General features: G+C 40.2%; 23 protein-coding genes. 12 read left to right on the forward strand and 11 right to left on the reverse strand.

The features are described 5' to 3' along the window. Positions 1 to 437, reverse strand: a 437-nt coding sequence (locus tag O3C63_05095) for a lipopolysaccharide heptosyltransferase I (GenBank protein MDA0772300.1), incomplete at its 3' end; no start/stop codon positions are given. A 159-nt stretch (positions 438 to 596) separates the two neighbouring features. Here O3C63_05095 and der point away from each other — a divergent pair. The 3 genes from der (at position 597) to O3C63_05110 (ending at position 4,801) form a co-directional block, all read left to right on the forward strand. Beyond that, entirely contained in the window at positions 597 to 1,949 is a 1,353-nt protein-coding gene (gene der / locus O3C63_05100; protein MDA0772301.1) for a ribosome biogenesis GTPase Der, read from the forward strand. A 10-nt stretch (positions 1,950 to 1,959) separates the two neighbouring features. Further along, positions 1,960 to 3,684: a chloride channel protein gene (locus O3C63_05105; protein ID MDA0772302.1), complete on the forward strand. Its 1,725-nt coding sequence runs from the start codon at positions 1,960 to 1,962 to the stop codon at positions 3,682 to 3,684. Positions 3,685 to 3,754: 70 nt separating this feature from the next. Continuing rightward, positions 3,755 to 4,801 carry an ABC transporter permease gene (locus O3C63_05110; GenBank protein MDA0772303.1) on the forward strand — a complete coding sequence of 349 codons (1,047 nt, stop codon included), beginning with the start codon at positions 3,755 to 3,757 and terminating at the stop codon, positions 4,799 to 4,801. 257 nt (positions 4,802 to 5,058) lie between these two features. Here O3C63_05110 and O3C63_05115 read toward each other — a convergent pair whose 3' ends face one another. After that, the gene (locus tag O3C63_05115; protein MDA0772304.1) at positions 5,059 to 7,113 is read right to left on the reverse strand and encodes a heterodisulfide reductase-related iron-sulfur binding cluster; all 2,055 of its coding nucleotides are present in this window, start codon (positions 7,111 to 7,113) and stop codon (positions 5,059 to 5,061) included. A gap of 182 nt (positions 7,114 to 7,295) precedes the next feature. On the opposite strand from O3C63_05115, the gene metH reads away from it, so the two are divergent. The 3 genes from metH to O3C63_05130 are packed head-to-tail and all read left to right on the forward strand — an operon-like array spanning position 7,296 to position 13,350. Further along, a complete protein-coding gene (metH, locus tag O3C63_05120; GenBank protein MDA0772305.1) occupies positions 7,296 to 10,886 on the forward strand; it encodes a methionine synthase in 3,591 nt (1,196 codons plus the stop codon). 17 nt (positions 10,887 to 10,903) lie between these two features. Then, positions 10,904 to 11,689 (forward strand): signal peptidase I, encoded by a 786-nt coding sequence (gene lepB, locus O3C63_05125; GenBank protein ID MDA0772306.1) that lies wholly within the window; start codon positions 10,904 to 10,906, stop codon positions 11,687 to 11,689. A gap of 5 nt (positions 11,690 to 11,694) precedes the next feature. Further along, positions 11,695 to 13,350, forward strand: a complete 1,656-nt coding sequence (locus tag O3C63_05130) for a phospholipid carrier-dependent glycosyltransferase (GenBank protein MDA0772307.1) — start codon at positions 11,695 to 11,697, stop codon at positions 13,348 to 13,350. An 11-nt stretch (positions 13,351 to 13,361) separates the two neighbouring features. Here O3C63_05130 and O3C63_05135 read toward each other — a convergent pair whose 3' ends face one another. From O3C63_05135 to O3C63_05160, 6 genes are all read right to left on the reverse strand, one after another. Then, the gene (locus O3C63_05135; GenBank protein MDA0772308.1) at positions 13,362 to 14,723 is read right to left on the reverse strand and encodes a thymidine phosphorylase; all 1,362 of its coding nucleotides are present in this window, start codon (positions 14,721 to 14,723) and stop codon (positions 13,362 to 13,364) included. A gap of 1 nt (position 14,724) precedes the next feature. Further along, positions 14,725 to 15,621, reverse strand: a complete 897-nt coding sequence (atpG, locus tag O3C63_05140) for an ATP synthase F1 subunit gamma (protein ID MDA0772309.1) — start codon at positions 15,619 to 15,621, stop codon at positions 14,725 to 14,727. Positions 15,622 to 15,691: 70 nt separating this feature from the next. Beyond that, complete coding sequence (locus O3C63_05145) at positions 15,692 to 16,216, reverse strand: hypothetical protein (protein ID MDA0772310.1); 525 nt, start codon at positions 16,214 to 16,216, stop codon at positions 15,692 to 15,694. A 36-nt stretch (positions 16,217 to 16,252) separates the two neighbouring features. Next, complete coding sequence (gene murQ, locus O3C63_05150; protein MDA0772311.1) at positions 16,253 to 17,086, reverse strand: N-acetylmuramic acid 6-phosphate etherase; 834 nt, start codon at positions 17,084 to 17,086, stop codon at positions 16,253 to 16,255. A gap of 3 nt (positions 17,087 to 17,089) precedes the next feature. Continuing rightward, positions 17,090 to 18,058, reverse strand: coding sequence for an ATP-binding cassette domain-containing protein (locus O3C63_05155; protein MDA0772312.1), 969 nt, complete (start codon positions 18,056 to 18,058; stop codon positions 17,090 to 17,092). After that, complete coding sequence (locus O3C63_05160) at positions 18,055 to 18,927, reverse strand: methylenetetrahydrofolate reductase (protein MDA0772313.1); 873 nt, start codon at positions 18,925 to 18,927, stop codon at positions 18,055 to 18,057. Before O3C63_05160 ends, O3C63_05155 begins: the two co-directional genes overlap by 4 nt. A gap of 181 nt (positions 18,928 to 19,108) precedes the next feature. Here O3C63_05160 and O3C63_05165 point away from each other — a divergent pair, with 181 nt between their 5' ends. The 3 genes from O3C63_05165 to rsfS are packed head-to-tail and all read left to right on the forward strand — an operon-like array spanning position 19,109 to position 21,358. Then, positions 19,109 to 20,161, forward strand: coding sequence for a rod shape-determining protein (locus O3C63_05165; protein MDA0772314.1), 1,053 nt, complete (start codon positions 19,109 to 19,111; stop codon positions 20,159 to 20,161). Next, complete coding sequence (gene mreC, locus O3C63_05170; protein ID MDA0772315.1) at positions 20,154 to 20,990, forward strand: rod shape-determining protein MreC; 837 nt, start codon at positions 20,154 to 20,156, stop codon at positions 20,988 to 20,990. Before O3C63_05165 ends, mreC begins: the two co-directional genes overlap by 8 nt. Next, a complete protein-coding gene (gene rsfS / locus O3C63_05175; protein MDA0772316.1) occupies positions 20,987 to 21,358 on the forward strand; it encodes a ribosome silencing factor in 372 nt (123 codons plus the stop codon). The genes mreC and rsfS overlap by 4 nt, the downstream gene beginning before the upstream one ends. Here the strand turns inward: rsfS and O3C63_05180 are convergent. The 3 genes from O3C63_05180 to O3C63_05190 form a co-directional block, all read right to left on the reverse strand. After that, the gene (locus tag O3C63_05180) at positions 21,351 to 21,797 is read right to left on the reverse strand and encodes a DMT family transporter (GenBank protein MDA0772317.1); all 447 of its coding nucleotides are present in this window, start codon (positions 21,795 to 21,797) and stop codon (positions 21,351 to 21,353) included. The two genes, rsfS and O3C63_05180, sit on opposite strands and share 8 nt — an antisense overlap. A gap of 6 nt (positions 21,798 to 21,803) precedes the next feature. Then, positions 21,804 to 22,472, reverse strand: a complete 669-nt coding sequence (locus O3C63_05185) for a hypothetical protein (GenBank protein MDA0772318.1) — start codon at positions 22,470 to 22,472, stop codon at positions 21,804 to 21,806. 68 nt (positions 22,473 to 22,540) lie between these two features. Beyond that, positions 22,541 to 23,122, reverse strand: a complete 582-nt coding sequence (locus O3C63_05190) for a hypothetical protein (GenBank protein ID MDA0772319.1) — start codon at positions 23,120 to 23,122, stop codon at positions 22,541 to 22,543. A gap of 251 nt (positions 23,123 to 23,373) precedes the next feature. On the opposite strand from O3C63_05190, the gene O3C63_05195 reads away from it, so the two are divergent. Genes O3C63_05195 through O3C63_05205 form a run of 3 tightly spaced genes read left to right on the forward strand, consistent with a single transcriptional unit; the run spans position 23,374 to position 25,000 of the window. Then, positions 23,374 to 23,799 carry a hypothetical protein gene (locus O3C63_05195; GenBank protein ID MDA0772320.1) on the forward strand — a complete coding sequence of 142 codons (426 nt, stop codon included), beginning with the start codon at positions 23,374 to 23,376 and terminating at the stop codon, positions 23,797 to 23,799. Then, positions 23,789 to 24,130 carry a hypothetical protein gene (locus O3C63_05200; protein ID MDA0772321.1) on the forward strand — a complete coding sequence of 114 codons (342 nt, stop codon included), beginning with the start codon at positions 23,789 to 23,791 and terminating at the stop codon, positions 24,128 to 24,130. The genes O3C63_05195 and O3C63_05200 overlap by 11 nt, the downstream gene beginning before the upstream one ends. A 27-nt stretch (positions 24,131 to 24,157) precedes the next feature. Then, on the forward strand, positions 24,158 to 25,000 hold the full coding sequence (locus O3C63_05205) for a hypothetical protein (protein ID MDA0772322.1): 843 nt from the start codon (positions 24,158 to 24,160) through the stop codon (positions 24,998 to 25,000). Positions 25,001 to 25,167 lie beyond the last annotated feature (167 nt).

Raw genomic sequence — 25,167 nt, forward strand, 5'->3', positions numbered from 1 at the left:
GAAGGGGGAAGGGGGAAGGGGGCGAGCCTTAAATTTTTATCTATGATGTGCATATCATTATCCATGATATTGCCAGCGTCGATTTTTTCTTGGTAAAAAATACTCGCTAGTTTCTCGCGCGGTTTATTAAACCCTCTAGTGCTTTTAGAAATCAATCTTGCCATAAGGGCTGTTTTGATCAAGCCTTGAAAATCAATAACAAGGTCATAGTTTTGTTTTTTGAGTTGTTTACTAGCTCTTAATAAAGTAGAGAGCTTTTTATTTTCAAGTTTGATAACTTGATTGAGTGCTTCTTGATTTTCCAGTATCGGTGCAAAGGATTGATAAACTAACCAGTCGATTTGAGCCTGGGGATATTGAGCTTGCAAGGCGTTAAGAGCTGGTATCGTGTGGACAATATCTCCAAGGGCACTTAATTTAATGATAAGGATTCTCACTTAATGGCCTAAATTCTAACAAAAGCTCGGGCTAATAGGCTTAATCCTTAAAACTTCCATAAGCTATTATCCAGATTATCCCTTAAGAGCGATAATTGTATTACGGAATTGACCCTTATGAGCGTAACGCAGTTCTGGGCAATTTGAGGACATTACGCATTGAAGAAAACAGTTATATCTATTATAGGCCGTCCGAACGTAGGCAAAAGTACCTTAGTTAATAGACTAGCTGGTCAGCGTGTGGCGATAGTTGGTGAAGAAGCTGGTATCACTCGTGACCGTAACTATATAGATTTTGAATGGGACGCTAAGGAATTTACCATCATTGATACCGGTGGTATTAGTTTTGATGGAGAGGATGAATTCTCTGGACAAATTTTTGAGCAAGCAATGAATGGTTTGGATGCGGCAGATGCTTTGATATTTATTGTTGATGTTGCTACTGGAATTACCAAAGAAGATGCCTCGATTGCAGAGCTCTTGAGAAAGAAAACAACTAAACCAGTTTATTTGGCTGTTAACAAAGTAGATAGTCCGGAACGTGAGCAATTGATTTATGAATTTTATAAACTTGGTTTTGAAAATCTTTTTGCGGTTAGTGCTTTGCATGGCTCTCATGGACTAGGTGACATGCTCAACATGATTTCTGAGCAGCATGATTCAAGTTTGGTGAAGCCAAAGAATCCCGATGAGATTCGTGTGGCGATAGTTGGTAAACCCAATGTAGGTAAATCAAGTCTCTTTAATAGATTATTGGGTGAGGAAAGATCTATTGTTAGTGAAGTTAGCGGGACAACTCGTGATGCTATTAATACCAAGCTTAATCGTCATGGTCATGCTTTTGAGTTGATTGACACTGCTGGTTTGAGACGCAAGTCTAAAGTTAACGCAGAAGTGGAGCGTTTCTCTAATATAAGAACTACATTCTCTATTGCTGCTTGTGATGTAGCAGTTTTATTAATTGATGCAACTGAAGATGAGATTATTTCAGATCAAGATCAAAAAATAGCTTCATTGATTGAAGAGCGTGGTAAGGCTTGTGTGGTTTTGATAAACAAATGGGATATTTTTGATCCTGAAATTAAAGAAGATCCCGTGAAACTCCTTAAATACAAAGGACAAGTGGATTATAAATTGCGTTTTATTGATTATGCTCCCAAAGAATATACTTCTGCAGTGAGTGGTAAACGACTTGATAATCTCTGGCAATTGATCATTGAGGCTGATGAGCAGCGTAAGCGTAGAATCTCAACTAATATACTAAACAAAGTTTTGTCTGATATTACTGTGGTTACACCGGCTCCTGTCGTTAAACAAAAAGCAGTCAAGCTCAAATATATTACTCAAGTAGATTCAACACCACCACAGTTTGTGATCTTCGCAAATTATCCAGATTTAATCCCCGAGTCTTACACGAGATTTTTGAAGTCTCAATTAAGACAGTATTTTGGTTTTGTGGGAACACCAATTCGATTAACATTCAAGCAAGACCCTTCAAAGGCACAAAGATAGGACCAAGTAAATGAGTGAAATAACAAAACTAAAAGATTTTTTTTCACGTATTCTAGATTACAAAACTCAGATCCTTATTAGGGTTGCAATCATTGGCGTTGTAATTGGTTGTGTTGCTGTTGCTTTTAGATTATGTACGGAGAAAGTAGTGGAGCTTTTGGCACATGTATCAAACTCTGGTGAGCACTGGTATCCATGGGTTTTCTTGCCTTTGTTTTGTGCTACAGGTGGACTTCTAGCAGGTTTAGTTACCGACAAGGTTGCTCCTGATGCCAAGGGTAGTGGTATTCCTCAAGTCAAACATGTACTTAACTGTAGTGGCGCTAATATAAGGCTAAGAACTATTTTTGCCAAGTTTATTGGTGGAGTTGCAGGGATTGCTTCTGGACTTTCACTTGGACGCGAAGGGCCGACTATCCAGATTAGCGCAGGGATCGCTTCAAAACTAAGTCCAATACTTGGTGGTAAGCACCGTAAGAGAGCTATTGCAAGCGGGGCTGGAGCCGGTCTGGCTGCAGCTTTCAATACTCCTATTGCAGGTGTGATGTTTGTGATTGAAGAGCTTGACCGTAATTTTTCGAGTTTGTCTTTGGGCCCAGCTATTGTTGCTTCTGTTGCAGCTGCGTTTACTTGTCGTATGCTTTACGGTGATTTTTTTACTTTTCATTTTCAGTGCGATTGCCCAATTACGGCTATCACTCTTATTGCAATTGTGATTCTAGGAGTACTCTCAGCAATCTTTGGTACTTATTTTCAAAGATCAGTATTGTTTTCTGTTAATTTTTATAAGAAATATCTTGCTGCTGTGCCGGCTTGGTCTTGGGGAGCTATTGCTGGATTAATAACAGGAGTAGTTGGTATTTGGGTGCCGCAGGCTCTTGGTGGAGGGCATACCACGCTAGAGGGTGTTTTGTCAGGAGCTTATGCTTGGTCTTTAATTCCTTTGATATTTTTAGCGAAGTACTTACTTACTGTCATTGCTTATGGTAGCGGCGTGCCGGGTGGAATTTTTGCGCCAGCCTTGATACTTGGTGCCTTGCTTGGCTCTGGTTTGGGACATCTATTAGATTTGATGGTACCTAGTTTGAATGTGGATCCAGCAAGTTTTGCTTTTGTGGGAATGGGTGCATTCTTTACTGCAATTTCTAGAGCTCCAATTACAAGTATTGTGATGTTGTTTGAGCTTACTGGTAATTATCAATTGGTTTTACCTTTGATGTTTGGTTGTATTATTGCCAATATCAGTGCAGAGAGACTTAAAGAGGGAAGTATCTATGCTAACTTGCTTGAGAATGATGGGATTAATATTCGTGAGTTCACTACACCATCTTATTTGCAGAGATTTAGTATTCAAGATGCAATGACTCGTGAACTTGATACTATCGAGGATACTATGACTATTCGTGAGTTACATGAGCTCTTTGATCATAGCGATCATACTGGTTTTCCAGTTTTGAACGCTTCAGGTAAATTAGTGGGCATGGTGACTCAACATGATATACATGAAGCCTTTGACGTGCAGTTGGATCAGGGTAGTCCTGTTGCTGAAATCATGAGTACGGAGTTGAGACTTTTGAGTATGCATGATAATCTACATGCCGCGATCCTTAAGCTATATGAATACAAGATTGGTAGATTATTGATTGTTGATGAACATCAAGGCAATAAGCTAGTTGGCATTATTACTAGATCTGATATTATTAATTTTGAAGCTAATCAAGAGCTTGATTATTAATCCGTCTTCACTTTGTTTCGACGCGACAAGTGTTGCAACGTGATTTCCAGTGATACCTATGTTAATTTTTTTGACTAAACGACTCATCGGCTCCATTTTTTTGGTTCTATTTATTAGTTTCATGACTTTTTCGTTAATGAAGATCAATTTCACTGTGCCTGAGCTCAAGATTGATTTGCAGATTCCTTATACTGAAATTCATCTATTCAAGTTTTATAGTCCCAAGACACAAGTTCAAACTGGTGATCCGCTGGCTGATCTGAAATTAAATCCAGAAATTTCTGAGTCGCGTATTGAAGCAGAAGCCAAGCGCCTTGGGCTAGACAAAAGTTTTATGGAACAATATTTTACCTGGCTTAGTAATGTTGTGCGAGGTGATTTTGGTTTGAGCCAGAACAATATACCGGTTATTGATTTAATAGCACCAGCACTTTTTAATACTTTGATTTTAAATATTTTTGCAATTGTGTTTACTTGGGGGATTGCAATTCCCCTTGGTGTTTTTGCTGCCGTCAATCGTGGTACTTGGGTGGATAGTTCTTTGCGCTTCTTGCTATCTGTGTTTATGTCTGTGCCTGGCTTTGTGCTTGCTATCTTTATGCTCTTGTTTGCTTTGTCCTCAGGTTGGTTTCCAATTGGTGGATTGACAAGTAGTTTCTATGATGAACTTAGTCCACTTGGCCAGTTTTGGGATCTCTTGCGTCATTTGTTTTTGCCTGTGTTTATTTTGGTTATTGGCGGTATTGTTGGCTTGCAAAGACAGATGCGCGGCAATCTGCTGGATGTTTTGCGAGAGGATTATATTCGTACTGCTCGTGCTAAGGGTTTGCCAGAAAACAAAGTAATTTATAAACATGCTTTGCGCAATGCAATGAATCCATTGATTACTATTTTGGGCTATGAATTCTCTAGTCTTTTTGGCGGCTCTGCTCTAATTGAGATGGTGCTTGCTTTCCCTGGACTTGGTTACTTGACACTTGAAGCAGCCCGTAAATTAGATATCAATGTCGTACTTGCTAATTTATTATTGGGTAGTTTGATGTTGGTTTTGGGTAATTTACTTGCTGATATTTTACTGATGAAGATGGATCCAAGGATGAGAGCTTCGCAGCTTTAAAATTTCTGAATAATTCTATATAACCCAGGAGACCGATTTTTAGGCTTAAATTCAGTTACTAAGACGAAATTTATATCTATTGATGGTGGTATAGATATAGTATCGACGGTTCGAATCACGGGAGATTAATCCTATAAAAAACATGGGACCGGAATGATAAATAATTTGATCAATTGTGAAAACCTAAGTTGGGGATAAAGTCCTGACTTGGGTTTTCTGTTTGTCATTGCGAGGAACAACGTGACGCAGTAATGACTCTATAAAACAGATTTTGCTAGTGTCACCGCCACATCTTCAATCTCAGGAGCGTTAGTTCCTGGGAATGTTGTTGTAGTGGCGGTACTCAGCATGATGCTGCAGTATGGACAAGCGACGCTGATTTTGTTTGGGCTATGCTCATTTAGTTCTTCAAGTCTCATGACATTGATTTGTTGACCAGGAGTTTCATACCAAATCTGCGCACCACCACCACCACAGCAAGTGCTTTTTGTTTTTTCTTTGGCAATATGTTGGATATTAAGTCCTGGAATTGATTCAAGAATAAAGCGAGGTGGGTCCATGACACCGTTGTATCTTGCTAGGTAGCAAGGGTCATGGTAGGTAATAGTTTCGTTGATCTCTTTTGTTGGCTTGATATATTCTTGAGTGATCATTTGAGCAAGTATCTCTGTGTGGTGATAAACCTCAACGCCCAAAAGTCCAAGCTCTGGATATTCATTCTTGAAAGTATTATAGGTATGTGGGCAATGAGTGATGATTTTTTTCACACCATAGCGACTAAGAATTTCGATATTCTCTAAGGCTAGTTCTTGAAACAGTCCTTCATCACCGGCTCTTCTTGCTGTATCACCCGAGCTTTTTTCTTCATTACCAAGTACTGCAAAATTCATGCCAGCTTTGGTGAAGAGTTCTGCGCAAGCTTTGGTTACGGCTTTGTTTCTATCATCGTAAGCGCCAGGACTACCAACCCAATAGAGATATTCAAAGTTACCTTTGTTTTGGGCAGCAAGTTTGATGTCGATAGATTTTTCTGCTTTGATTTCTTCTATCCACTTAGCTCTTTCACTTGGATCTAAGCCCCATGGGTTTGATTTAGTTCTAATGTTTTTGAGAGTCGCTTGCAGATTACTTGGCGCCATATTAGATTGTAAGAGCGCGCGGCGCATATCTACAATAGTGTCAACGTGCTCTATGAGCACTGGGCACTCCTCTACGCAGGCATTACAGCTAGTGCAAGACCATAGTACGTCTGGGCTGATGTGGGTGTAGACTTCATCTCTATCTTCTTTTCCTGCCATCGCACGAATGTCAAGCATGAGGAATTTAGGAGAGAGTGGTTTGTCTGTGTTTTGTGCTGGACAAACAACATGACAACGTCCACAGCTAGTACAAGCCTCACTATCTAGAAGAGTCTTCCAAGAGAAATCATTATAAGTGAATACACCAGCCACAAAATCATCTTCGTCTACTTCTTTACCTTCAGCTTCTGCTTCCATTAAAGCTAGCAGGCTATAAGGAGTTGAGAGTTGTCCTCTTGCTCTTTCTGAACGGAAGTACATTGTCAGCGGTGATAATAAAATATGCGCAAACTTGGTGTAAGGAATTAGGGCGATGAAAACAAAGGTTAATATGCCATGGAACCACCAAAGCACACGGTGTGCATTGGTCAGATCTTCAATTGTCATATATGAGACAAAGTGAGCGAGTGCTGCACCAATTGGTGCAAAGCTTTCTATGTGGTTGGTTGCAGCCATGCGAAAGGCTTCTAGCATAAAACCAGTAACTACAAAGAGTGCAAGGAAGACTAATTGGATCCAGTCGTTTTGAGTATTATCGAGGTTTTTAGATTTAACCAGATAACGTCTCACACTAAAACTAATTACACCAACTATCAGTAATAATCCACCGATCTCTGCAGCAAAACTAACTATTTTGTAGAAGCTACCTTGAAAGAAATGAACCGTTGTAAAAACATGTTCTTGAATTGCAACTATATCTGTAACTATCCAAAGTATAATAAAACCTACGAAGACCAGAAGATGTGCAATCCCACCTGATTTTTTTTCTTTGATCTTTTTTTGTAGCAAGCCAAAACTAAAGACAGTCATTATCCTGTCTTTGATATTTGTGTTGCGATCTTCTTTCATTGCTTTGCCAGTAAAAATAGCTTTGAGTTTTTGATAAAAACCATTGATGAGAATTGCAACTGCAATTGCCGCCATTGCATAAAAAATAATTTTGCCAGTATGGTGGTCTATATTCCACCAGAGTTCTCGTGTCTCTAAAATAGGATTAGTTGCCAGTTCATTCATAATTGTTTGCCTCTTATATAGTAAACCCAGAAAGCAGTATAGATCAACGCCGTATAGATCAACGCCGGGTCGTAACGGTGTAACGTTCGTTACTTTGTTATCACCCGGCGTTGATAGCGTAACGCTTTGTATATACGTAATATTGACTTTGGATCTGCTGTTATGAGTTAATATATATTGAAGTGAATCAGCAGCAGTCTAAATTCCTCCAAATAGCTAAAACACGTGGCATTATTTTTGATGGTGCAATGGGCACTAGCTTATTTACTTATGATTTAACCGCAGAGGATTATGGCGGAGATGAATACGAAGGCTGTCCTGAACAATTAAACTATACCCGTCCAGATATTCTTGAAGAGATTCACAGCAGGTTTTTTGAGGCTGGAGCCGATGTTGTTGAAACTAATACCTTTGGTTCTAGTCAATTAGTGCTTGCTGAATATGGAATTGAAGAGAAGTCTTATGAAGTAAGCAAGCTTGCTGCTAGCATTGCACGCAAGGTTGCTGATAAATATACTGCGCTGACTCCCGAGAAGCCTCGCTTTGTTGCTGGCTCAATTGGACCAGGTACTAAATTAGCCTCACTTGGCAATATTAGTTTTGATGAGTTGTACGAGAGTTATAAACCACAAGTGCGAGGATTGATTGATGGTGGTGTTGATCTATTATTGATCGAGACTTGCCAAGATCCTTTGCAGATCAAAGCCTGTATTAATGCATGTTTGGACGTGATGGTACCAGAAGGTCCTGCGGCTTGGGCAAGCTCACCAAATAAATTACCTATTCAAGTTCAAGTAACCGTAGAAACTATGGGCACACTTTTGGTTGGTTCTGATATTGCTTCGGCACTCACTACTATTAGTGCTTATCCGGTTGATATCGTTGGTATGAACTGCGCCACGGGACCAGCAGAGATGCGTGAGCATATTCAGTACCTCGCTGAAGAAAGTCCGTTTATGATTAGCTGTTTGCCGAATGCAGGAATCCCAGAGAACGTCGGTGGTCACGCTCACTTCCCGCTTGATCCAGAGGAATTCTCAACCCAGCTCAGTCGTTTTGTCAAAGATTTTAATGTAAGTGTGGTTGGCGGTTGTTGCGGTACCACTTATGAGCATATTCGTATGCTGGCAGAGAAGCTGGTCAATTTAGATCGACAGTTTAATGAGGACTTGTCGCGTCGTAGCGAAGCGAAGACGGAAGTAATTCAGTCTGTTTCTTCTATTTATAACTCTGTCCCTATGCTTATGGAGCCGCGTCCATTGATTGTCGGTGAGCGTACTAATGCCAATGGTTCCAAGTTATTTCGTGACCTGCTTGGTAACGAGGACTATGACGGCATTGTAGACATTGCTAAGGATCAAGCTGCAGAAGGTGCTCATGTGCTTGATGTTTGTACTGCCTATGTTGGTCGTGATGAAACGCGAGACATGGTTGAAGTGATCAAGCGAGTTAATACTCAAGTCAATATTCCAATTATGGTTGATAGTACTGAATACCCGGTGCTGGAAGCTGCTTTGAAACATATCTCAGCCAAGCCTATTATTAATTCAGTCAATCTTGAAGATGGCGAAGAAAGGGTTGCACAAGTCGCTGCCCTAGCCAAACGTTTTGGTGCAGCGCTGGTGGTACTTACTATTGACGAAGAGGGTATGGCAAAAACCGCCCAGAAAAAACTTGAAGTTGCTTCACGTCTTTATGAAATGCTAGTTCATAAGTATGGAATGGATCCACGTAATTTAATTTATGATACTTTGACATTTACGCTTGCTTCGGGTGACGAGGAGATGCGTAACGCTGGTGTTGAGACCATTGAAGCGATTCGCCTTATAAAACAAAAATACCCAGAAGTTAAAACAGTACTTGGTTTGAGTAATATTAGTTTTGGTATTGATGCCAAGTTAAGACCTTCTCTCAATTCAGTATTTTTGCATGAATGTATACAAGCAGGTTTGGATATGGCAATTGCTTCAGCTCGTAAGCTTTATCCAATGGCTAAGATAGAACCCAAGATCAAAGAAATTTGTTTGGATTTGATTTATGATCGTAGGAAAGAGGGGTATGACCCACTGCATAGTTTGGTTTTGCTTGCTGAAAATGTCAAGCAAGATACTGACAAGAATAAAGATCCTTATGCAGACTTGACTCTGGAAGAAATTTTGGCACAGCGAATTGTTGATGGAAACAAAACTAATATAGATGTGGATCTTGACGCTGCTAGAGCCAAGGGACATGCACCACTTGATATCATTAATATCTTTTTGATGAACGGCATGAAAGTCGTTGGTGATAGATTTCGTGCTGGTGAAATGCAATTGCCTTTTGTGTTGCAGTCTGCAACCTGCATGAAAACAGCGGTTGCTCATCTTGAGCAGTTTATGGACAAAGAAGAAGGAGCGCAGTCCAAGGGATCTTTTGTACTTGCGACAGTCAAGGGTGACGTGCATGATATTGGCAAGAACTTGGTAGATATCATCCTTACAAATAATGGTTATACGGTTCACAATCTTGGAATTAAGCAACCTGTTGATGCGATTTTACAGGCGGTCGAAGAGCATAAAGCTGATGTTGTTGGAATGTCAGGGCTTTTAGTTAAATCAACTCTAATCATGAAACAGAACTTAGAACTAATGAATGAGCGTGGTATTGATGTACCAGTGATTCTTGGCGGTTCTGCTTTGACACGCCGTTACGTTGAAGAGGATTGTGCCAATGTTTATGGCGGTACGGTGTTCTATGGTTTTGATGCATTTACTGATTTGAGCTTGATGGAGCGAATCTGTTCAGGTCCCAAGAAGGAAAAAGACCGCTACAAGATCTATATAGAAAACCTCAAAGAAGAGTTTTATAAAACCAGAGCGAAATCAAATCAAGAACAAATAAATCCAGAAACAGATGCTCCGTATGATGCAGTTGAAGATGCCAAAGATGTTCAGGATGCTTTTGCCTTTACTGATAAACTCTCTGATACAAGGCTAATTACAGAAATTCCTCAAGCTCCTTTCCTTGGAGACAAGCTTGTCGACAGTGATATAGAGCTTGATGATGTTTGGAAATATATCAATGTTGACTCTTTAATTATTGGTCAATGGAATATGGGCAAGGGCAAACAAACTAAAGAAGCCTATGCCAAGCAAAGAGAAGAAGTGATCTTGCCAACTCTTGAGCGTATCAAGGCTGAAGTCAAAAAGATCGGTTATATGAAGCCGCAATATAGTTATGGTTACTATGAGTGTGAAGTTGATCCAAAGAACCCCAATAGGCTTATCGTACATAGTGCAGAGGGAGAGAAGGAATTCATTTTCCCTCGACAAGTGGATAAGGACAACTTATGCTTAACGGATTACTTTAGCGGGAGCTCCAAGAATCTAGTGGCTTTTCAGGTGGTAACCATCGGCGAGGAGTCTGCGAATTATGTTCGCAGTATTTACGAGAAGGGAGACTACGAAGAATATCTCTATCACTATGGTTTAGCGACAGAAACAACAGAAGCGCTTGCAGAGTATGCTCATGCAAGAATTCGCAAGGAGCTAGGTTTTGCGGCAGAGGATCACGAGGAGACGGCAAAACTAGTGCGCGGCGCTTATCATGGTATGCGTTTTAGTTTTGGTTATCCAGCCTGTCCGCGTATTGAAGATCAACAGCAACTCTTTGAATTATTGAAGCCAGAACGTATTGGTCTTGAGTTATCAGAAGAATGGCAAATACATCCAGAACATTCGACATCAGCGATTGTGGTACATCATCCAGATGCCAAGTATTTTAATGTAAAATAGGTTAAGATTACTAGCTGATGAACTTCATTCTTGACATTATTAAAGGTATTTTTCATGGTATTAAAGAAGGCTTACTTGACCTAGTTTTCTGGTCTAAGCCACCGCGCGAGGAACCTCCGCAGCAAGAAGACACTAGTTGGAAAAAATATTTTAGCTACCCAGAATGGCGTTTTTGGACAGTGAGAGAAGTTACTGCTCAAATTACCGTGGTCTTAGCACTTTTGATTCTCATCCGAGCTGGAGTAGGTGAGTTTAGATTTATTCCATCCGAATCTATGGTGCCAACAATGAAAATTGATGATAGATTATTTGTCGATAAATATACACGTATCTTTAAGAAGCAATATGACCGCGGAGATATTGTTATTTTTTATCCACCGCCTGCTGCTACTGGTGGTCATGATGTAATCAAAAATGATCCTTGGCATCTTTTTGCAAGACTTACTGGCTTACCTTTTTTACCCCAACCAGAAGCATATATCAAGCGATTGATTGGTTTGCCTGGCGATAGATTACAAATCAAGATGAATGAAGGAGTATTTATTAATGGACATAGGCTTGAAGAGCCTTACCATCATTCTAGTACTGAGTTCCTTCCTTATTATGATATTCCCGAGATAGTAATCCCAGAAGGTTATTACTATGTACTTGGTGATAATCGCAATTATAGTTTTGACAGTCATGAATGGGGATTTTTGCCTAAGTCAAGAGTCATTGGTAGAGCGGCTTTCCTGATTTATAGACCATTGAGGCTTAAGCCGGTGATTAGCCCAGCGATAATTGATCCAGAATTGAGACCGTAATGAATTTGCCGATACTAATAGCTGTATTTGTCATCTCAAGTATTTTTCTTGGTTTTGATATTTGGTCATTTCCATTAATTAGTCCTGATGAACCTCGATATGCCGAGACTGCTCGAGAGATGATAGAACGCGGACAGTATATAGTTCCGTATTGCGATTATTTGCCACGTTTTGATAAACCGATTTTGTTTTATTGGTTTGAATTAATATCTTTCAAAGTTTTTGGACTTAATGAGTTTGCTGCGCGCTTGCCTTCAGTATTTGCAGGGGCTGGTTTAGTATCATTGGCATTTTTATTAGGGAGCTTGCAGAGTTATGGTTTGATAGCTGCAGCGATCATGCTTACTAGTCTCAAGATTTTTGTTCTTGCCAAGCTTGCTATTACTGATATGACGCTTGCGTTTTTTATCTGCGCGGCGATTAGCTTCTTCTATCTAAGTTATAGAGACCGATTGGAGATTAAACAAAGATTTGCTTTGGGCGCCAAGCGTAGCTCTACATGGTTGATTCTTTCTTTTGTGATGATGGGTTTTGGTGTGCTTTGTAAGGGACCAGTTGCTTTTGTCTTGCCTGCCATTATTGTTTTTGGATTTTTAATCTATGAAAAAGAATTAGTGACTTTTGTTGCTGATACTTGGCTTGATATTGCTTTTGGTTTTTTGATATTCTTGGCAATGACCTTGCCTTGGTATATTGCAGTACATTTGATGACTGATGGTGCATTCACCAAGGAATTCTTTTTGAGTCATAACCTTAGTCGTTTTACTGAAGTGCACACTGGGCATAGTGCGCCGTTTTGGTTTTATTTTCCAGTTGTTATTGCTGGAGTTTTTCCATGGACTTTCTTTTTGTTTCAAGCAATTTTGTATAAGGACTCAAATCAGGGACTTAACTTGCGCTCTGATTCAGCCAAAGCTACTCACCAAGTGCATTTTTGCTTGCTTTGGGCAGCTGTGGTCTTTGTGTTTTTTAGTTTGTCCAAGACTAAACTGCCTACTTATATATTGCCGCTATATTTGCCGCTGGCTCTGGTGCTGGCACGTTGGTGGTCTGTTAAGTTCAAAGTAGTTAAAGGTAATGGCTACAAAAATCTTGATGCACTTATTGGTTGCGCTTTGTTTGCCTTGGTCATTATTATTACTGATTTGTTGCTTGCCTTTGTTTTTAAAGCCAAGATACTTGAGGTTTATTCAGCTTCTGTGTTTATGCCAATTGCGATAATTTCATTTTTGTTTATTTCGGCTTCAATCATTGCGATGACTGCCATTCTCAGTAATGGACGCTTTGCTTTTATGGTGATTTTGATTGCTAGTTCAATAAGCTATTTGGTAGCGGTGCATTTTATAATGAAACCTTTTGCTTATGCTCGTGATGCAGGTACTAAGGCTTTTGTGCAGATGCTTGAGCCTGATGATAGATTGGTGAGCTATGGCGCTCATAGAGCCAGTTTTGAGTTCTATGGCAAGCGAGAAGTCCCCAAGCTGAATCACGTTGCGTTGTTTCAATATCTGGAAGAAGGACCAGGTTACTTTGTTACTCACCACCGTTACTTGCGCAAATTTAATAAGTATTCTAATAAACACAAGACTAAAGAAGGTCCTTTGTATACCAAGGATCCAGCTACTAGTGATTTGTATTTTATTGGTAAGTCTAATAATTAAGTCTATTTTAACTAGCTATATCTCTTAAAAACCAACTTCGGCTTCTTGACTTTGTGCTCAGAAAATAAATAAGCATCAATGATCTTGTTTGCTGTATCCGCAAGAGCAGCTTCATCATTGCCTTGTACTGCAAAAAGAATATCACCAGGATGAACCTCATCACCAATCTTGGCTTTGAGCCAAAGTCCAGCTGCGTTGTCGATATCATAACTACCGTCAGCCTTGGGGCTGTATGAAAGTTCATGAATCGCTTGTCCGATTTTAAGGGCGTCAAGTTCTTTGACATAACCTAACTGATCAGCGCGGTATTCTAGGAAGAACTTTGCGCTAGTGGCTTCTTTGATTTTACTCATGTCACCACCTTGTGCTTCGATCCATTCAGTAAATTTGACATAGGCCTTACCAGATCTAATTACATCATCTATTTCAATGGTACTTGCAATAGAGCTAGCCAGCTCCATTACTAGCTCGTAGAGATCATTGTCGCAATTGCCTTCTAGTAAAGAGATTGCTTCTACTAGCTCAGGACCATTACCCACCGCTGAACCAAGTGGTTGATCCATATTGCTGAGAATAGCTTTGGTGTTTAGATTCACGGCTTTGCCAATTTTGACCATGAGCTTGGCAAGTTCCTTGGCTGTTTTCACGTCTTTCATGAAGGCACCTGAGCCAACTTTGACATCAAGTAAAACAATATCTGCACCACCCGCAATTTTTTTGGACATGACGCTTGAAGCGATTAAAGGAATTGATTGGACTGTGGCAGTTCGATCCCTAAGAGAGTAGAGGCGTTTGTCGGCAGGTGCAAACTCTGTGCTTTGTGAAGCTAGTGCAATGCCAATTTCTTTGATTTGTTTTTCAAACTGTTTCATTGTCAGGTCAGTTTTGAAACCAGGAATAGTTTCAAGTTTGTCTATGGTACCGCCGGTGTGACCAAGGGAGCGACCTGAGAATTTAGAAATCTTGAAGCCCAATGAAGCAAGGATGGGAGCCAGTACTAGAGTGACTTTGTCGCCAACTCCGCCGGTACTATGTTTGTCTACAAAACCTCTAGAATGATTAACGTGAATACTATGACAATTGTCCTTGTCGTGCTCATGACCATCATTATGTACATGCTCCGCTTCGCGCTTGAGCGTGAGTACGTGACCACTGTAGGCCATGTTTTTGGTGAGGTTGATAGTCTCCTCATCACTGAGTCCATTAATGCAAGTAGCCATTAGCCAAGCTGTAATTTGATAGTCTGGAATCTCACTGAGGTGATTAATAAACCAAGACAGTTCATCAATACTATGAGCCTGCCCTTGTCTTTTAGCTTCGATGAGCTTGAGCATCTCTGGGCTTGCGCTAGTTTTGGTTTCTGTAACAGACATCTTATCCGGCTAAGGCAGCAGCTCCGCCTACAATCTCAGAAATTTCTTGAGTAATACTTGCTTGTCTTGCTTTGTTGTAAGCAATAGTTTGTTTTTTGATAACCTCTTTGGCGTTATTAGTTGCGTTGCTCATTGCAGTCATTCTTGCTGCAAGCTCACTGGTTGTCGCTTCAAGTAGACTTTGGTAGATGCGGTTCTCTGTGTACATTGGAGCGAGTGCTGCAATCAGAGCTTCAGCACCAGGTTCAAGGATTTGATAGGGCTCAGCTTTAGAACCATTGTGTTCTATCACTGACTCACCAGAGATTGGCAAGAAATCAATACGCTTGACTTCTGAATGAACAAGTGAAATAAAATCAGTAGTAATGATCTCTACTTTGTCGGCAGCGCCGCTGGTGAATTCCTTGATAGCAGTATCGGCAATTAAATTAGCTTCTTGATTACTAGGAATAGAACTGAGGTTTGCAAAGGACTCAACTAATTCAAACTTGTCAGCTTTGTGTCTTGCCATTGCAGATTTGGCTTTGCGTCCGATGGTCATCAGTTTAACTGTTTTACCTTCTTCGTTTAGTTCTTTGATTCTTTTGATAGTTGCTTTAACAATGTTGGTGTTGTAGGCGCCGCAAAGTCCGCGATCTGAACTTACTGCAACAAGCAATACTGTGTTAATTTCTGTTTTGTTTTGAAGTAATTGGTTTGTCGCAAGATCTTCAGGAGATAAAGAAGCAACGAGATTGGCAAAAAGCTCAGCTATTTTCTTAGAATAAGGTCTAGTGGCTTCGATCTTCTTCTGCATCTTGTTCACTTTGGCAGCAGCGACTAATTTCATCGCTGAAGTGATCTTCATAGTCTTCTTGGTAGAAGCGATTTTGACTCGGATTTCTTTTTGGTTAGCCATTGATACTAATTTTAGCGCAGCTCCTTGGTTGTCAAGCTATTTTTATTATAGTTATATGATTGTTGAGGTCCTAAGCTTGCTCTATTTGTTCTTGGATAGCGCAAAATATCTCAAAACAAGTATCTGATACGGCTTGCATATCTTTGAGTGATTGTTCAATGACTTCTATATCAGTGATTTGTTTATCAGATTTATCTAGTAGATCTTTAATTTCTAATATTGCATCGTCAGCAACTAGATCCCCAGTCCTTATTTGTGTTAATACTGGTAGTAGTGTGTTTTGGATTGTTTCTTGGTCTAAATAGCGACTTATAAGGGCTATGCATTTTTGCTCATGCTTGATGACTTGGTTGATTGAATTTATCAATAAGTTACTATGAGGAGCTTCTACCCCTCTTGCTCCTAGCTCTTTCGTGAATAATTCATCTTGATATAAGGGTATTGAGCCTAGTCTTGTACTTGGATGATGCAAGTCAGCAAGCTGCTCTTTAGTTAAAGAGTCTAACACTTTACTATTGAAATACTCCAAAGTTAATTCTCCAAAGTTTAGTTGTGAGAGAGAGTTGGGCTGTATTCCTTGACTAATAAGACGCATGATCTGATCTTAGCAAATTAGATTATCTAATGCAAGTTATCGTGATCGCAGGATCACTTTCTTAATCTGAAAATCATTCTCTTCCAAGAGTTTAAGCGCTTTAGCTTCATCACAAGCCATGATAGTCATGACTAAATTAACAGCACGTTTCTTGAGTTTAGTATTAGTTGCCTTAAGATCCACCATCAGATTGCCATAAGTCTTACCAAGTTTGACCATTAAACCAGTGGAGATTATGTTGAGACAGATTTTTTGGGCTGTGCCAGCTTTGAGTCTGGTGCTGCCAGCTAATATCTCAGGACCAGTTTCAAGGAGTATCTTTTGATCGCAATGTCTAAAGATGGCTGCGTTTGGATTATTAGCTATTGTAATAGTTGTGACTCCAAGTTCACGCGCTGTTTTGAGTGCGGAGATTACATAGGGCGCGACACCGCTGGCACTAATACCGATAAGTACATCGCTGGAATTAATTGAACACTGTTGAATTAATTTCTCCCCGGCAATCTCGTCATCCTCGGCTCCTTCAACAGCATTACGCAAAGCAAAATCGCCTCCAGCAATAAGACCTTGAACCATTTCTGGGTGAGTCGAAAATGTCGGCGGGCATTCAGAAGCGTCAAGTACTCCTAGTCTGCCACTGGTGCCAGCGCCAACGTAAAACAACCGTGGTCCTTGGTAAGGCTCTTGATCCAGATCCACCTCTTTAAAACTCTCAAAGATCAAATCTATAGCTTGAGCAATTTGCTTCTCAGCATTCTTGAGAGCTTGCATTACAGCATGCTCTTCTTGGATGTGCAGTTGAACATATTCAAGACTACTGAGTTGGTCAAGGTTAACTGAATTAGGATTAGCACTTTCGGTTTGAGACATAATTTATACCAGCAAACAACTCACTTGATGCCCCTGCCCATGAGACTCAAGGGCTGGTTTAATTTCAGAACATCTTGCCTCAGCCACAGGGCACCTAGTATGAAAAGCACAACCAGAAGGAATGTCAGTAGGTTTTGGGATATCGCCTTCAAGCAAAATACGTTCTCTATCTCTTTGCTTAGGGTCTGCTATTGGAGCGGCATTGAGAAGAGCCTTAGTGTAAGGATGAAGCGGCTTGTTGAATAGATCTTCTTTGCTTGCAAGCTCTACAATCTCTCCAAGATACATTACTGCAACTCTGTCTGCGATATATTTCACTACGCCAAGATTGTGTGCAATAAAAAGAAAACTAATGCCAAGTTCTTTTTGGAGTTTTTTAAATAGCTCAAGTACCTTCCATTGAATAGAAACATCGAGCGCACTTACAGCTTCATCTGCAATGATGAACTTGGGATTGAGTGCAAGAGCGCGGGCGATACTAACACGTTGATTTTGTCCACCTGAGCACTGATGCGGATATTTAGTGAGGATAGTTTCGTCAAGTTCTACTAGGTCGATGAGTTCAAGCACGCGCTGCTTGATTTCGACGTCGCTCATTTTGCGATGAATCTTGAGCGGCTCGGCGATAGTATCAGCTATCTTGTAGCGTGGATCCAGGCTACTGAAGGGGTTCTGGAAGACCATTTGCATATCTTGGCGCTTGGCTCTAAGTTCTGCTGGCTTGAGTTTGAGTATATCCTCGCCCTCAAAGATCACTTCACCTTGATCAGCTTCAATGAGTTTGAGTATCAAACGGGCCATGGTTGATTTGCCGCAACCTGATTCACCAACTATCGTGAGGCATTCACCTGGGTGAAGCTCAAGACTAATATTGTTGACTGCTTTGAGCGTGAGGGTGGTCCTTCCCCAAATATCTTTTTTGACAGGGAAAGCCTTGCTGAGGTTTTTGACTTCTAGTAATGCTTTAGTCATCTTATTGTTGAAACGATTTTGTCTAAAATATCTTCTTGTCCAATTGCCATGACATGAATTCCTTTAAGTGGAGTTGTTTTGATGTGATCAACCAAGCCTTTGGCTAGCTCAAGTCCGCGCTTGGCAGCGTCATCTCCAGCAGCTTCCATGGCTGCCAGGTCTGAGTCAGGGACAGTAACTCCAAAAATATTCTTGTTCATGAAATTAGCTTGCCCAAGTGATTTAAGTGGAGTGATCCCAAGTATGGTTTTAGAGGCAAGCTCATCACCAATTGAATCAACGAATTTGTTGATTTGTTCTTTATCAAAACAAATTTGTGTTTGAAAAAATTCTACACCTAAATCCAGTCGACGTAGCATGGTTTCTTTTTGCGCGGCAAGATTGGGCAAGCCTGGGTGGGCTGCAGAGGCCATGCAAAAATCTGGTGGGCTTGATTTGAGTTCTTTGCCTTCGCTATCTTTACCTTGTTTGAGCTGATTGATAATTGTAATTAGTTCTTCTGTGCCGACATCAAAACACTTCTCTTCTTTGATCGGTTCATTAGGTGGATCGCCTTTGAGCAGCAAAAGATTAATTAAACCAAGAGCAGCTCCGCCCATTAGATCAGATTGCAAGGCTAAGCGATTACGATCGCGGCAGGTCATTTGCCAAATTGCTTCAATACCGGTTTCTTTTTGGATTAGATAACTGAGTACCAAAGAAGACATTTTCATAGTGGCTGCTGAGTTGTCGGTAATATTGATGGCATCTACTAGCCCCTTAATTTTGCTTGCATTGGCAATTGCTATAATCGGATCACAACCCTTGGGTGGGTTAATTTCGGTTGTGATGACAAATTCCTTGTTTTGAATGGCTTTTCTGAGAGACATGAGTTTATTATACGCTAGTGATCTAATAGAGCTTTCATTTGCGCCTAATGTGTATTACGATTAATTGTATTACTTATAATCAAATTAATCCTTAAGCTACGCATCGACTCGTCTTTTCGAATATTAACGTCTCTATAAATTTAAGCATCGTCGATGCTTCTTGAGCTAAAATAGACCTCATATGAGTTTTTTTAAGAAGTTTTCGAAAAATATTGGTATCGATTTAGGAACTGCTAATACATTAGTCTACACGGCAGAGGGAGGAATTATCCTGAGGGAACCAAGCGTGGTTGCAGTTAATCGTGATACTGGTGAAGTTCTTGCAGTTGGCGAAGAAGCAAGAGCCATGATTGGCCGAACGCCAAGTCATATAATCGCAACTCGTCCACTTAGAGATGGTGTGATTGCAGATTTTCGCCATGCCGAAATGATGCTCAGATATTTTATGGAAAAAGCAACCGGCAAAGGTGCATTCAAACCATTGAGTAAACCTAGAATCGCTATTGGTATCCCAAGTGGAATTACTGAAGTTGAAAGAAGAGCCGTACGCGAGGCTGCAGAAAATGCAGGTGCTGGTCAAGTATTTTTAATTGAAGAGCCAATGGCTGCAGCAATTGGTGCTGGACTTGCTGTTGCTGATCCAATTGGTAGCATGATCGTTGATATCGGTGGTGGTACAACTGAAGTAGCTGTTACTTCTCTTTCTGGAATAGTAATCTCAGAAAGTATAAGAGTTGCTGGTGATGAATTAAACGAATCAATCGTCACTTACATGAAAAAAGTTTATAACTTATCAATTGGTGAAACAACTGCTGAGATGGTCAAAATCAAGCTAGGATCGGCTTTCAAGATTAGTGATATTTTTGATGAAGACCAACTTGAAGTTCGAGGACTTAATTTACTTAATGGTTTACCGCGTACTGTTTTGATTAGTAGACCAGAAGTAAGAGAAGCGATGTCAGAGCCGCTTCAAGCAATTGTTGATTCAGTGAAACGCACTCTTGAGAGAATTCCTCCTGAGCTTGCTGCTGATGTTTATGATCGTGGAATTGTACTTGCTGGTGGTGGTGCATTACTTCCAGGTCTTGATGAAATGATTGCGCATGAAACAGAAGTGCCTGTGCATATTGCTGAAGATCCACTTTCATGTGTAGTACTTGGAGCCGGTAGAGTTTTGCATGATAAAGCACTTAGAAGAGTTTTAGACTTGGCTGGGGATCCATCATTTGCTTAGTCTCGATAGTTCTAAATATCGATTACCTTCACTAAGAACCGTTGTAATTCCGTTTTTGATCGCGCTTGCGCTGCTTTGGGTTTTCAATAGACCGCTTACTGCTGTGACTTTGTTTTTATACAACAGTACAGGTTCATTTATAAGTACTAATTATGAGAACCTGCAACAAAGTAGAAATGAGACAGCGAGCTTACTAGCGAGTAAAGAGCTTGCGGCCCATTTGGATTTAGAGAATAAAACCCTAATGATTGAGAATAACGCTCTCAAAGCAGTTGAAACTAAACTGCTTGATTATCAAGCAGCACTCAAGTTCAAAAGCAATTTTGCATACCAAACAGTTTTTGCTGAAGTCGTTGGTAGAAGTCCAGATTCCTGGCATAAACAAATCATTATTAACAAAGGATCCAAGGATGGCATTGCAGTTGGACTTGGGGCACTTACTGAGCGCGGGATTATTGGTCAAGTAAGCAAAACTGCTCCGCATAATTCAATTGTGCAATTGATTTTCAACCCAGAATGGCGTATGGGAGTCAAGATTGCTAGGCTCAATCAATATGGAGTACTTAGCGGCAATCACCCTCAACCAGCGTCTTTGCAGTTTATTACAGTTGACTCGGCAGTTGAACTTGGTGATGAGATTGTGACATCAGGGATTTGCATTGATACAGACAATTGTCCTTATCCAGAAAACTTTCCGGTGGGCAGAGTCGTTGAAGTCAAAAGAGACCCCAACATCGTTGACCTTGTAGTGAAGGTAGATTTTTATGAGGACTTAAGTTCAATACGTGAAGTATTTGTACTTAATCACAAATCAGGAGAACATCGTTGAAAACAATAGGAATTAAAGAACTTGCTTTTAAAGCAGCGCGTCTTGGAGAAGACAAGAAAGCAAAGGATACAGAAATCATGGATATTACTCAGATTTCAGATGTTGCTGATTACATTATTATTGCGTCTGCCTCTAGTAAGGCACAACTCAAAGCAGTTGCCTCTCACATCGAAGATAACCTAGCTGCTGAAGGTATGGAACCAGCAATGCGTGAAGGTAAATATGGTGACCAATGGTTTTTGCTTGATTACTTGAACGTGGTAGTTCATATCATCGATGAGAAAGCTAGAGAGTATTACAATCTTGAAGAGCTTTGGGCGGGCGCGCACTTCATCCCTCGAGATGAATGGACTGAAGAACTTAGCTAATTTTGACATAAAAACAAACGCCTGCAGCCATTAGTATTAAACCAATGATGCGTGTCATGTCTATGGGAATTTGCGTGGCGCCAAAGGCACCAGTATGATCGATGACTGCTGAAGAGATTAGTTGCCCCAAGAGTATAAAAAAGACAGCGTTACCAACACCAAACTTGGGCATTATCCAAGTGATGGGAAGTATGTAGAAAATAAATATGATCCCTGCAAGGAAATAATAGAAAGGTAATTTAGGTAATTCTAAGTTTGATAAAGAACTTTGAAAAGGAACCAGAGGCAGAATTGTTATTGTTGCAACTACTAGCAAAACAATAACAGCCAGTACTGGACTCTTAAGGGCGATCCCAAGCTTGGCATTCCAGCTTGCCATGATAGGTATACCAAAACCAGCGAGAAGCATAATTGTGGCATAGACTAAAGACTTGTCCATGAGCTATTAGAGCCCAGCACCGACATGCGCAAGATGATTAACCGTCGCAATTCCAATATAACTTAGAACTGCAAAAACAACGACACCAATCAAGCTAATAGCTTCTTGAGATTTTTTGCCGATCGTGATTCCCCAAGTGATGCAAAATCCCCAAAGACCATTTGCGAAGTGATAGTTGATACTAAGAAGTGAAATCACATAGAACCAATAAACGCTAAACGGATTGACGTAAGGAATTAGTGGTAACCAAGATATAGTCTCAGTGCCAGCAAGTGTCTTGGCGATGTAGTTGTAATCAAGATCATGCACTGTTTTGAATTGCATAATGTGATAGTAGATATAAACCATTGCCCATATGCCAGTGGCGCGTTGTAGAATATATCTAAAATTTTCTAAGCCAGGACGCTTCATATGATTAGGTTGCGCCGTTGAGCAAATTACAATTCCATAAATTGCATGAAAACCAATTGGAATAAACAAAACTAACCACTCGATGTATTCAACAAAAGGTAGCTCTCTTAGGAAGTTAATTACCGCATTGTAATTATCGGCACTTGTAAGAGCAGTGCTGTTTGCAAAAAGATGAAACATTAAAAATCCACCGATTGGCACAATACCACTCAAGGAGTGGAGTCTTCGTAGCCAAAAATTGTCTTGCAAATTACTGAGGTTCATCAAAAAAATTATACTCTAGATTTGCACCTATGTAAGTATTTTCTCTTCGAGGGCTCGCAATGACGGCTCTATACGCGATCAAGTCTTAGAGAGAGATCATTAACAGAATATCTTGAAAGCTCATCAAAAACTACAATCGCATCTTCTTTATTTTTGTAATTTGGACCAATTTGTACTGTGAATTGGCTGCCATCTTTAATGACTTTAAGATCGACTCCTAGTTTGCGTGCTAGTCGTAATCTATAACGTTCTGCAGTTGTGGCATTTTGAAAGTTACCACTAGTTATTACCAAACCTCGTGTTGTAGTAGCTGCAGTTGCTGTTGTGGCTTTAGTCAACTTGGTGACTTTATTAGTTTCATGATTAGTAAGGAATGCAAATAAAGCGTAACCAACAATTAATACAGTGATAAGCACAAGCCCTGGCAAGGCTGCTTTGAGATAGTGTCTGATTTGTATTTTTGCTTGAGGATTAGGAGCTTCTGTCTTGATTTCTCTTGGCTCTGGTTGATACTCAGTTTTTTGTTGAATTGGCTCGGCATGTTCAAGCAGCTCACCAATTGTAATAGGTCTAATACCAAGCTTGGCACTATCTTGATTGATAATCCGGTTGGCTAGTTTGATTCTATTGAGTTCTTCAATTAATTCCACTGAACTTATTTTAACCTGTTTTACTATTTTAGGGTTGAATCTTAAGTATAGCGCAATTTTGAATTTACTAGGAGCTTGTTGTACATTAGACTTACTGCAAAAGTCGGAATTATCCTTAAAGCAACATCACTAGCAAAACGGGGTTTTGCAGGATGTCTATTTAGCTGCCTGAAAAATATGCATGGTGTATTACACATTTAATTGACTGCTTAAGCCCAACTGGATTTTTTTTAGTGTATCCTTAATATGATATGAGAATCCTTATCGCATTATGCCTAGCCTTCTTTTTGAGTCATTCTGGTTTAGTTGAAGCTAAAAACAAATGTATTGAAGAATACACAGAGCTAGTTGATTTGGTTGCTGATCCAGAAAAATACTTAGGCAAGAAAATAAATATCAAGGGTGATTTTTATTCTTTTGGTGATTTGCCGCTTGATTACAAGAAAGCGATGCGTTCTTCTAAAGATTATATTGGTTTGATTTTGGCAAGACCAGACCAGAAAGATATCCCTTTAGTGGAGCTGAAACTGGTTGCACCATTGAAATTATTTAAGGAACACAATATTAATATGGAAAATGAAGATCAAGTTGTTTTTAGAGCCAAAGTTTTTGCAATGGTTTTGGGAGAGCCTTGGCTTGATGTTGAAGAGATAGAGGTTACTACAAATGATGGCTAGAACGACGACGACATTAAATTTTGCTGAGTTAAGTTTGCTTCCTGGTTTGGACGGATTTGTTCATTTTGATCCTGATGGTGATGTGATTCAAGCCAAGCTCGAGAATAATTCTCAGATATTGGATTTAAGAAAGACTTTGACCAATATTATTAACTCACAAGAACCCTTGGCCGCTATTAGCAGTAGGTTAATGTTGACTGACAAAGGAGTTATGCAAGTATTAAGTTTTGGCACTTCTTATTTGATTGTTCTTGCTGGTCATAAATCACCAGTGGATGTAACGAGATTGACCGCCATAACCGATGCTTTACATACAAATGCATCACTGTAATTGGGTATAACTATACTAGGAGAAAGAATGAAAAATTTACTGACTTTATTATTAATTATTTTACTAAGCGCTGGGAGCTTAAAAGCCCAGGATATTTATCAAGCACAAGTGAGCTACGTACCAGCTGGAACTCCAGTGAATGTTAGTCTTAGCCAGACTTTGAGTTCTGAGTTTACTCAAGTGGGTGAAACATTTACAGCTGCTTTGAACGGACCAATTTATGCTGGTTCCAGTATCATTGCTCCTCCAGGTTCGCAAGTGCAAGGACAAGTCGTTGCTGTGGAACCTGCTGGTAGAACAGGAAAGCCTGGTTACATGGATATGAGATTGATTGCAATTATTACTCCTGATGGTAGACGCATTCCTTTATCTGCAACTATTGACAGCAATACATTTAAACTTTCAGCCGATGGCGGTAGAACTTCTCACTTTGTGAAGAGTACTGCAGTGGGTGCTGGTACTGGTGCTCTAGCTGGTTTAATTGGCGCTTCTATTAGTGGTGGTAAGAAAGGTAAAGCTGCTGCAATCGGTACAGGGATTGGCGGTGGAGCTGGTATACTTGCTGGCGCTTTTAGAAAGGGTGAAGAGTTTGTTATAAGAAGTGGTACTGTATTGCCTTTCCGATTAGATCAAGCAATTCAAGCTGCTGTTCCAGGAGCGCAAGTTCAACAACAAAGCCCTGCTGCTTTTGCTGATCCTGGTTACCAATATCAACAACCGCAAACTTATCAAGCTCCTCCGAGCTATCAAGCTCCTCCAAGCTATCAAGCTCCAACGAGTCCTTATCAGTATCAACAAGCACCAAGCTATCAGGCACCGACTTATCCAAGTCAGCCAGCTGCTCCAGTGAATCCATATTTGTATGATTAGTCCATAATTACTGATTTGCTTCATTAGATATCTTGCGAAACGAAGTTTCGCAGTAGATGTCGCCTCAAACAAGGTCGCAACCGCGCGGAATGCGCGTGGTAACTATTCACCTAGGGCAGCTGCTCTCAGATTTTCAGCTTGAAGCTTATGACAAAACGAATTTCCCG

It is taken from the genome of Cyanobacteriota bacterium (assembly GCA_027618255.1).
GTDB lineage: Bacteria > Cyanobacteriota > Vampirovibrionia > LMEP-6097 > LMEP-6097 > JABHOV01.

Bases quoted from the DNA above. Each gene is read 5' to 3' on its own strand.
- O3C63_05105 (MDA0772302.1), top strand. From the start codon at position 1,960: ATGAGTGAAATAACAAAACTAAAAGATTTTTTTTCACGTATTCTAGAT.
- O3C63_05145 (MDA0772310.1), bottom strand. From the start codon at position 16,216: ATGCGTCTTATTAGTCAAGGAATACAGCCCAACTCTCTCTCACAACTA.
- O3C63_05200 (MDA0772321.1), top strand. From the start codon at position 23,789: ATGATGGCTAGAACGACGACGACATTAAATTTTGCTGAGTTAAGTTTG.
- O3C63_05205 (MDA0772322.1), top strand. From the start codon at position 24,158: ATGAAAAATTTACTGACTTTATTATTAATTATTTTACTAAGCGCTGGG.
- O3C63_05115 (MDA0772304.1), bottom strand. From the start codon at position 7,113: ATGAATGAACTGGCAACTAATCCTATTTTAGAGACACGAGAACTCTGG.
- O3C63_05165 (MDA0772314.1), top strand. From the start codon at position 19,109: ATGAGTTTTTTTAAGAAGTTTTCGAAAAATATTGGTATCGATTTAGGA.
- O3C63_05135 (MDA0772308.1), bottom strand. From the start codon at position 14,723: ATGTCTGTTACAGAAACCAAAACTAGCGCAAGCCCAGAGATGCTCAAG.
- O3C63_05160 (MDA0772313.1), bottom strand. From the start codon at position 18,927: ATGTCTCTCAGAAAAGCCATTCAAAACAAGGAATTTGTCATCACAACC.
- O3C63_05180 (MDA0772317.1), bottom strand. From the start codon at position 21,797: ATGGACAAGTCTTTAGTCTATGCCACAATTATGCTTCTCGCTGGTTTT.
- O3C63_05185 (MDA0772318.1), bottom strand. From the start codon at position 22,472: ATGAACCTCAGTAATTTGCAAGACAATTTTTGGCTACGAAGACTCCAC.
- O3C63_05195 (MDA0772320.1), top strand. From the start codon at position 23,374: ATGAGAATCCTTATCGCATTATGCCTAGCCTTCTTTTTGAGTCATTCT.
- lepB (MDA0772306.1), top strand. From the start codon at position 10,904: ATGAACTTCATTCTTGACATTATTAAAGGTATTTTTCATGGTATTAAA.
- murQ (MDA0772311.1), bottom strand. From the start codon at position 17,086: ATGTCTCAAACCGAAAGTGCTAATCCTAATTCAGTTAACCTTGACCAA.
- atpG (MDA0772309.1), bottom strand. From the start codon at position 15,621: ATGGCTAACCAAAAAGAAATCCGAGTCAAAATCGCTTCTACCAAGAAG.
- O3C63_05155 (MDA0772312.1), bottom strand. From the start codon at position 18,058: ATGACTAAAGCATTACTAGAAGTCAAAAACCTCAGCAAGGCTTTCCCT.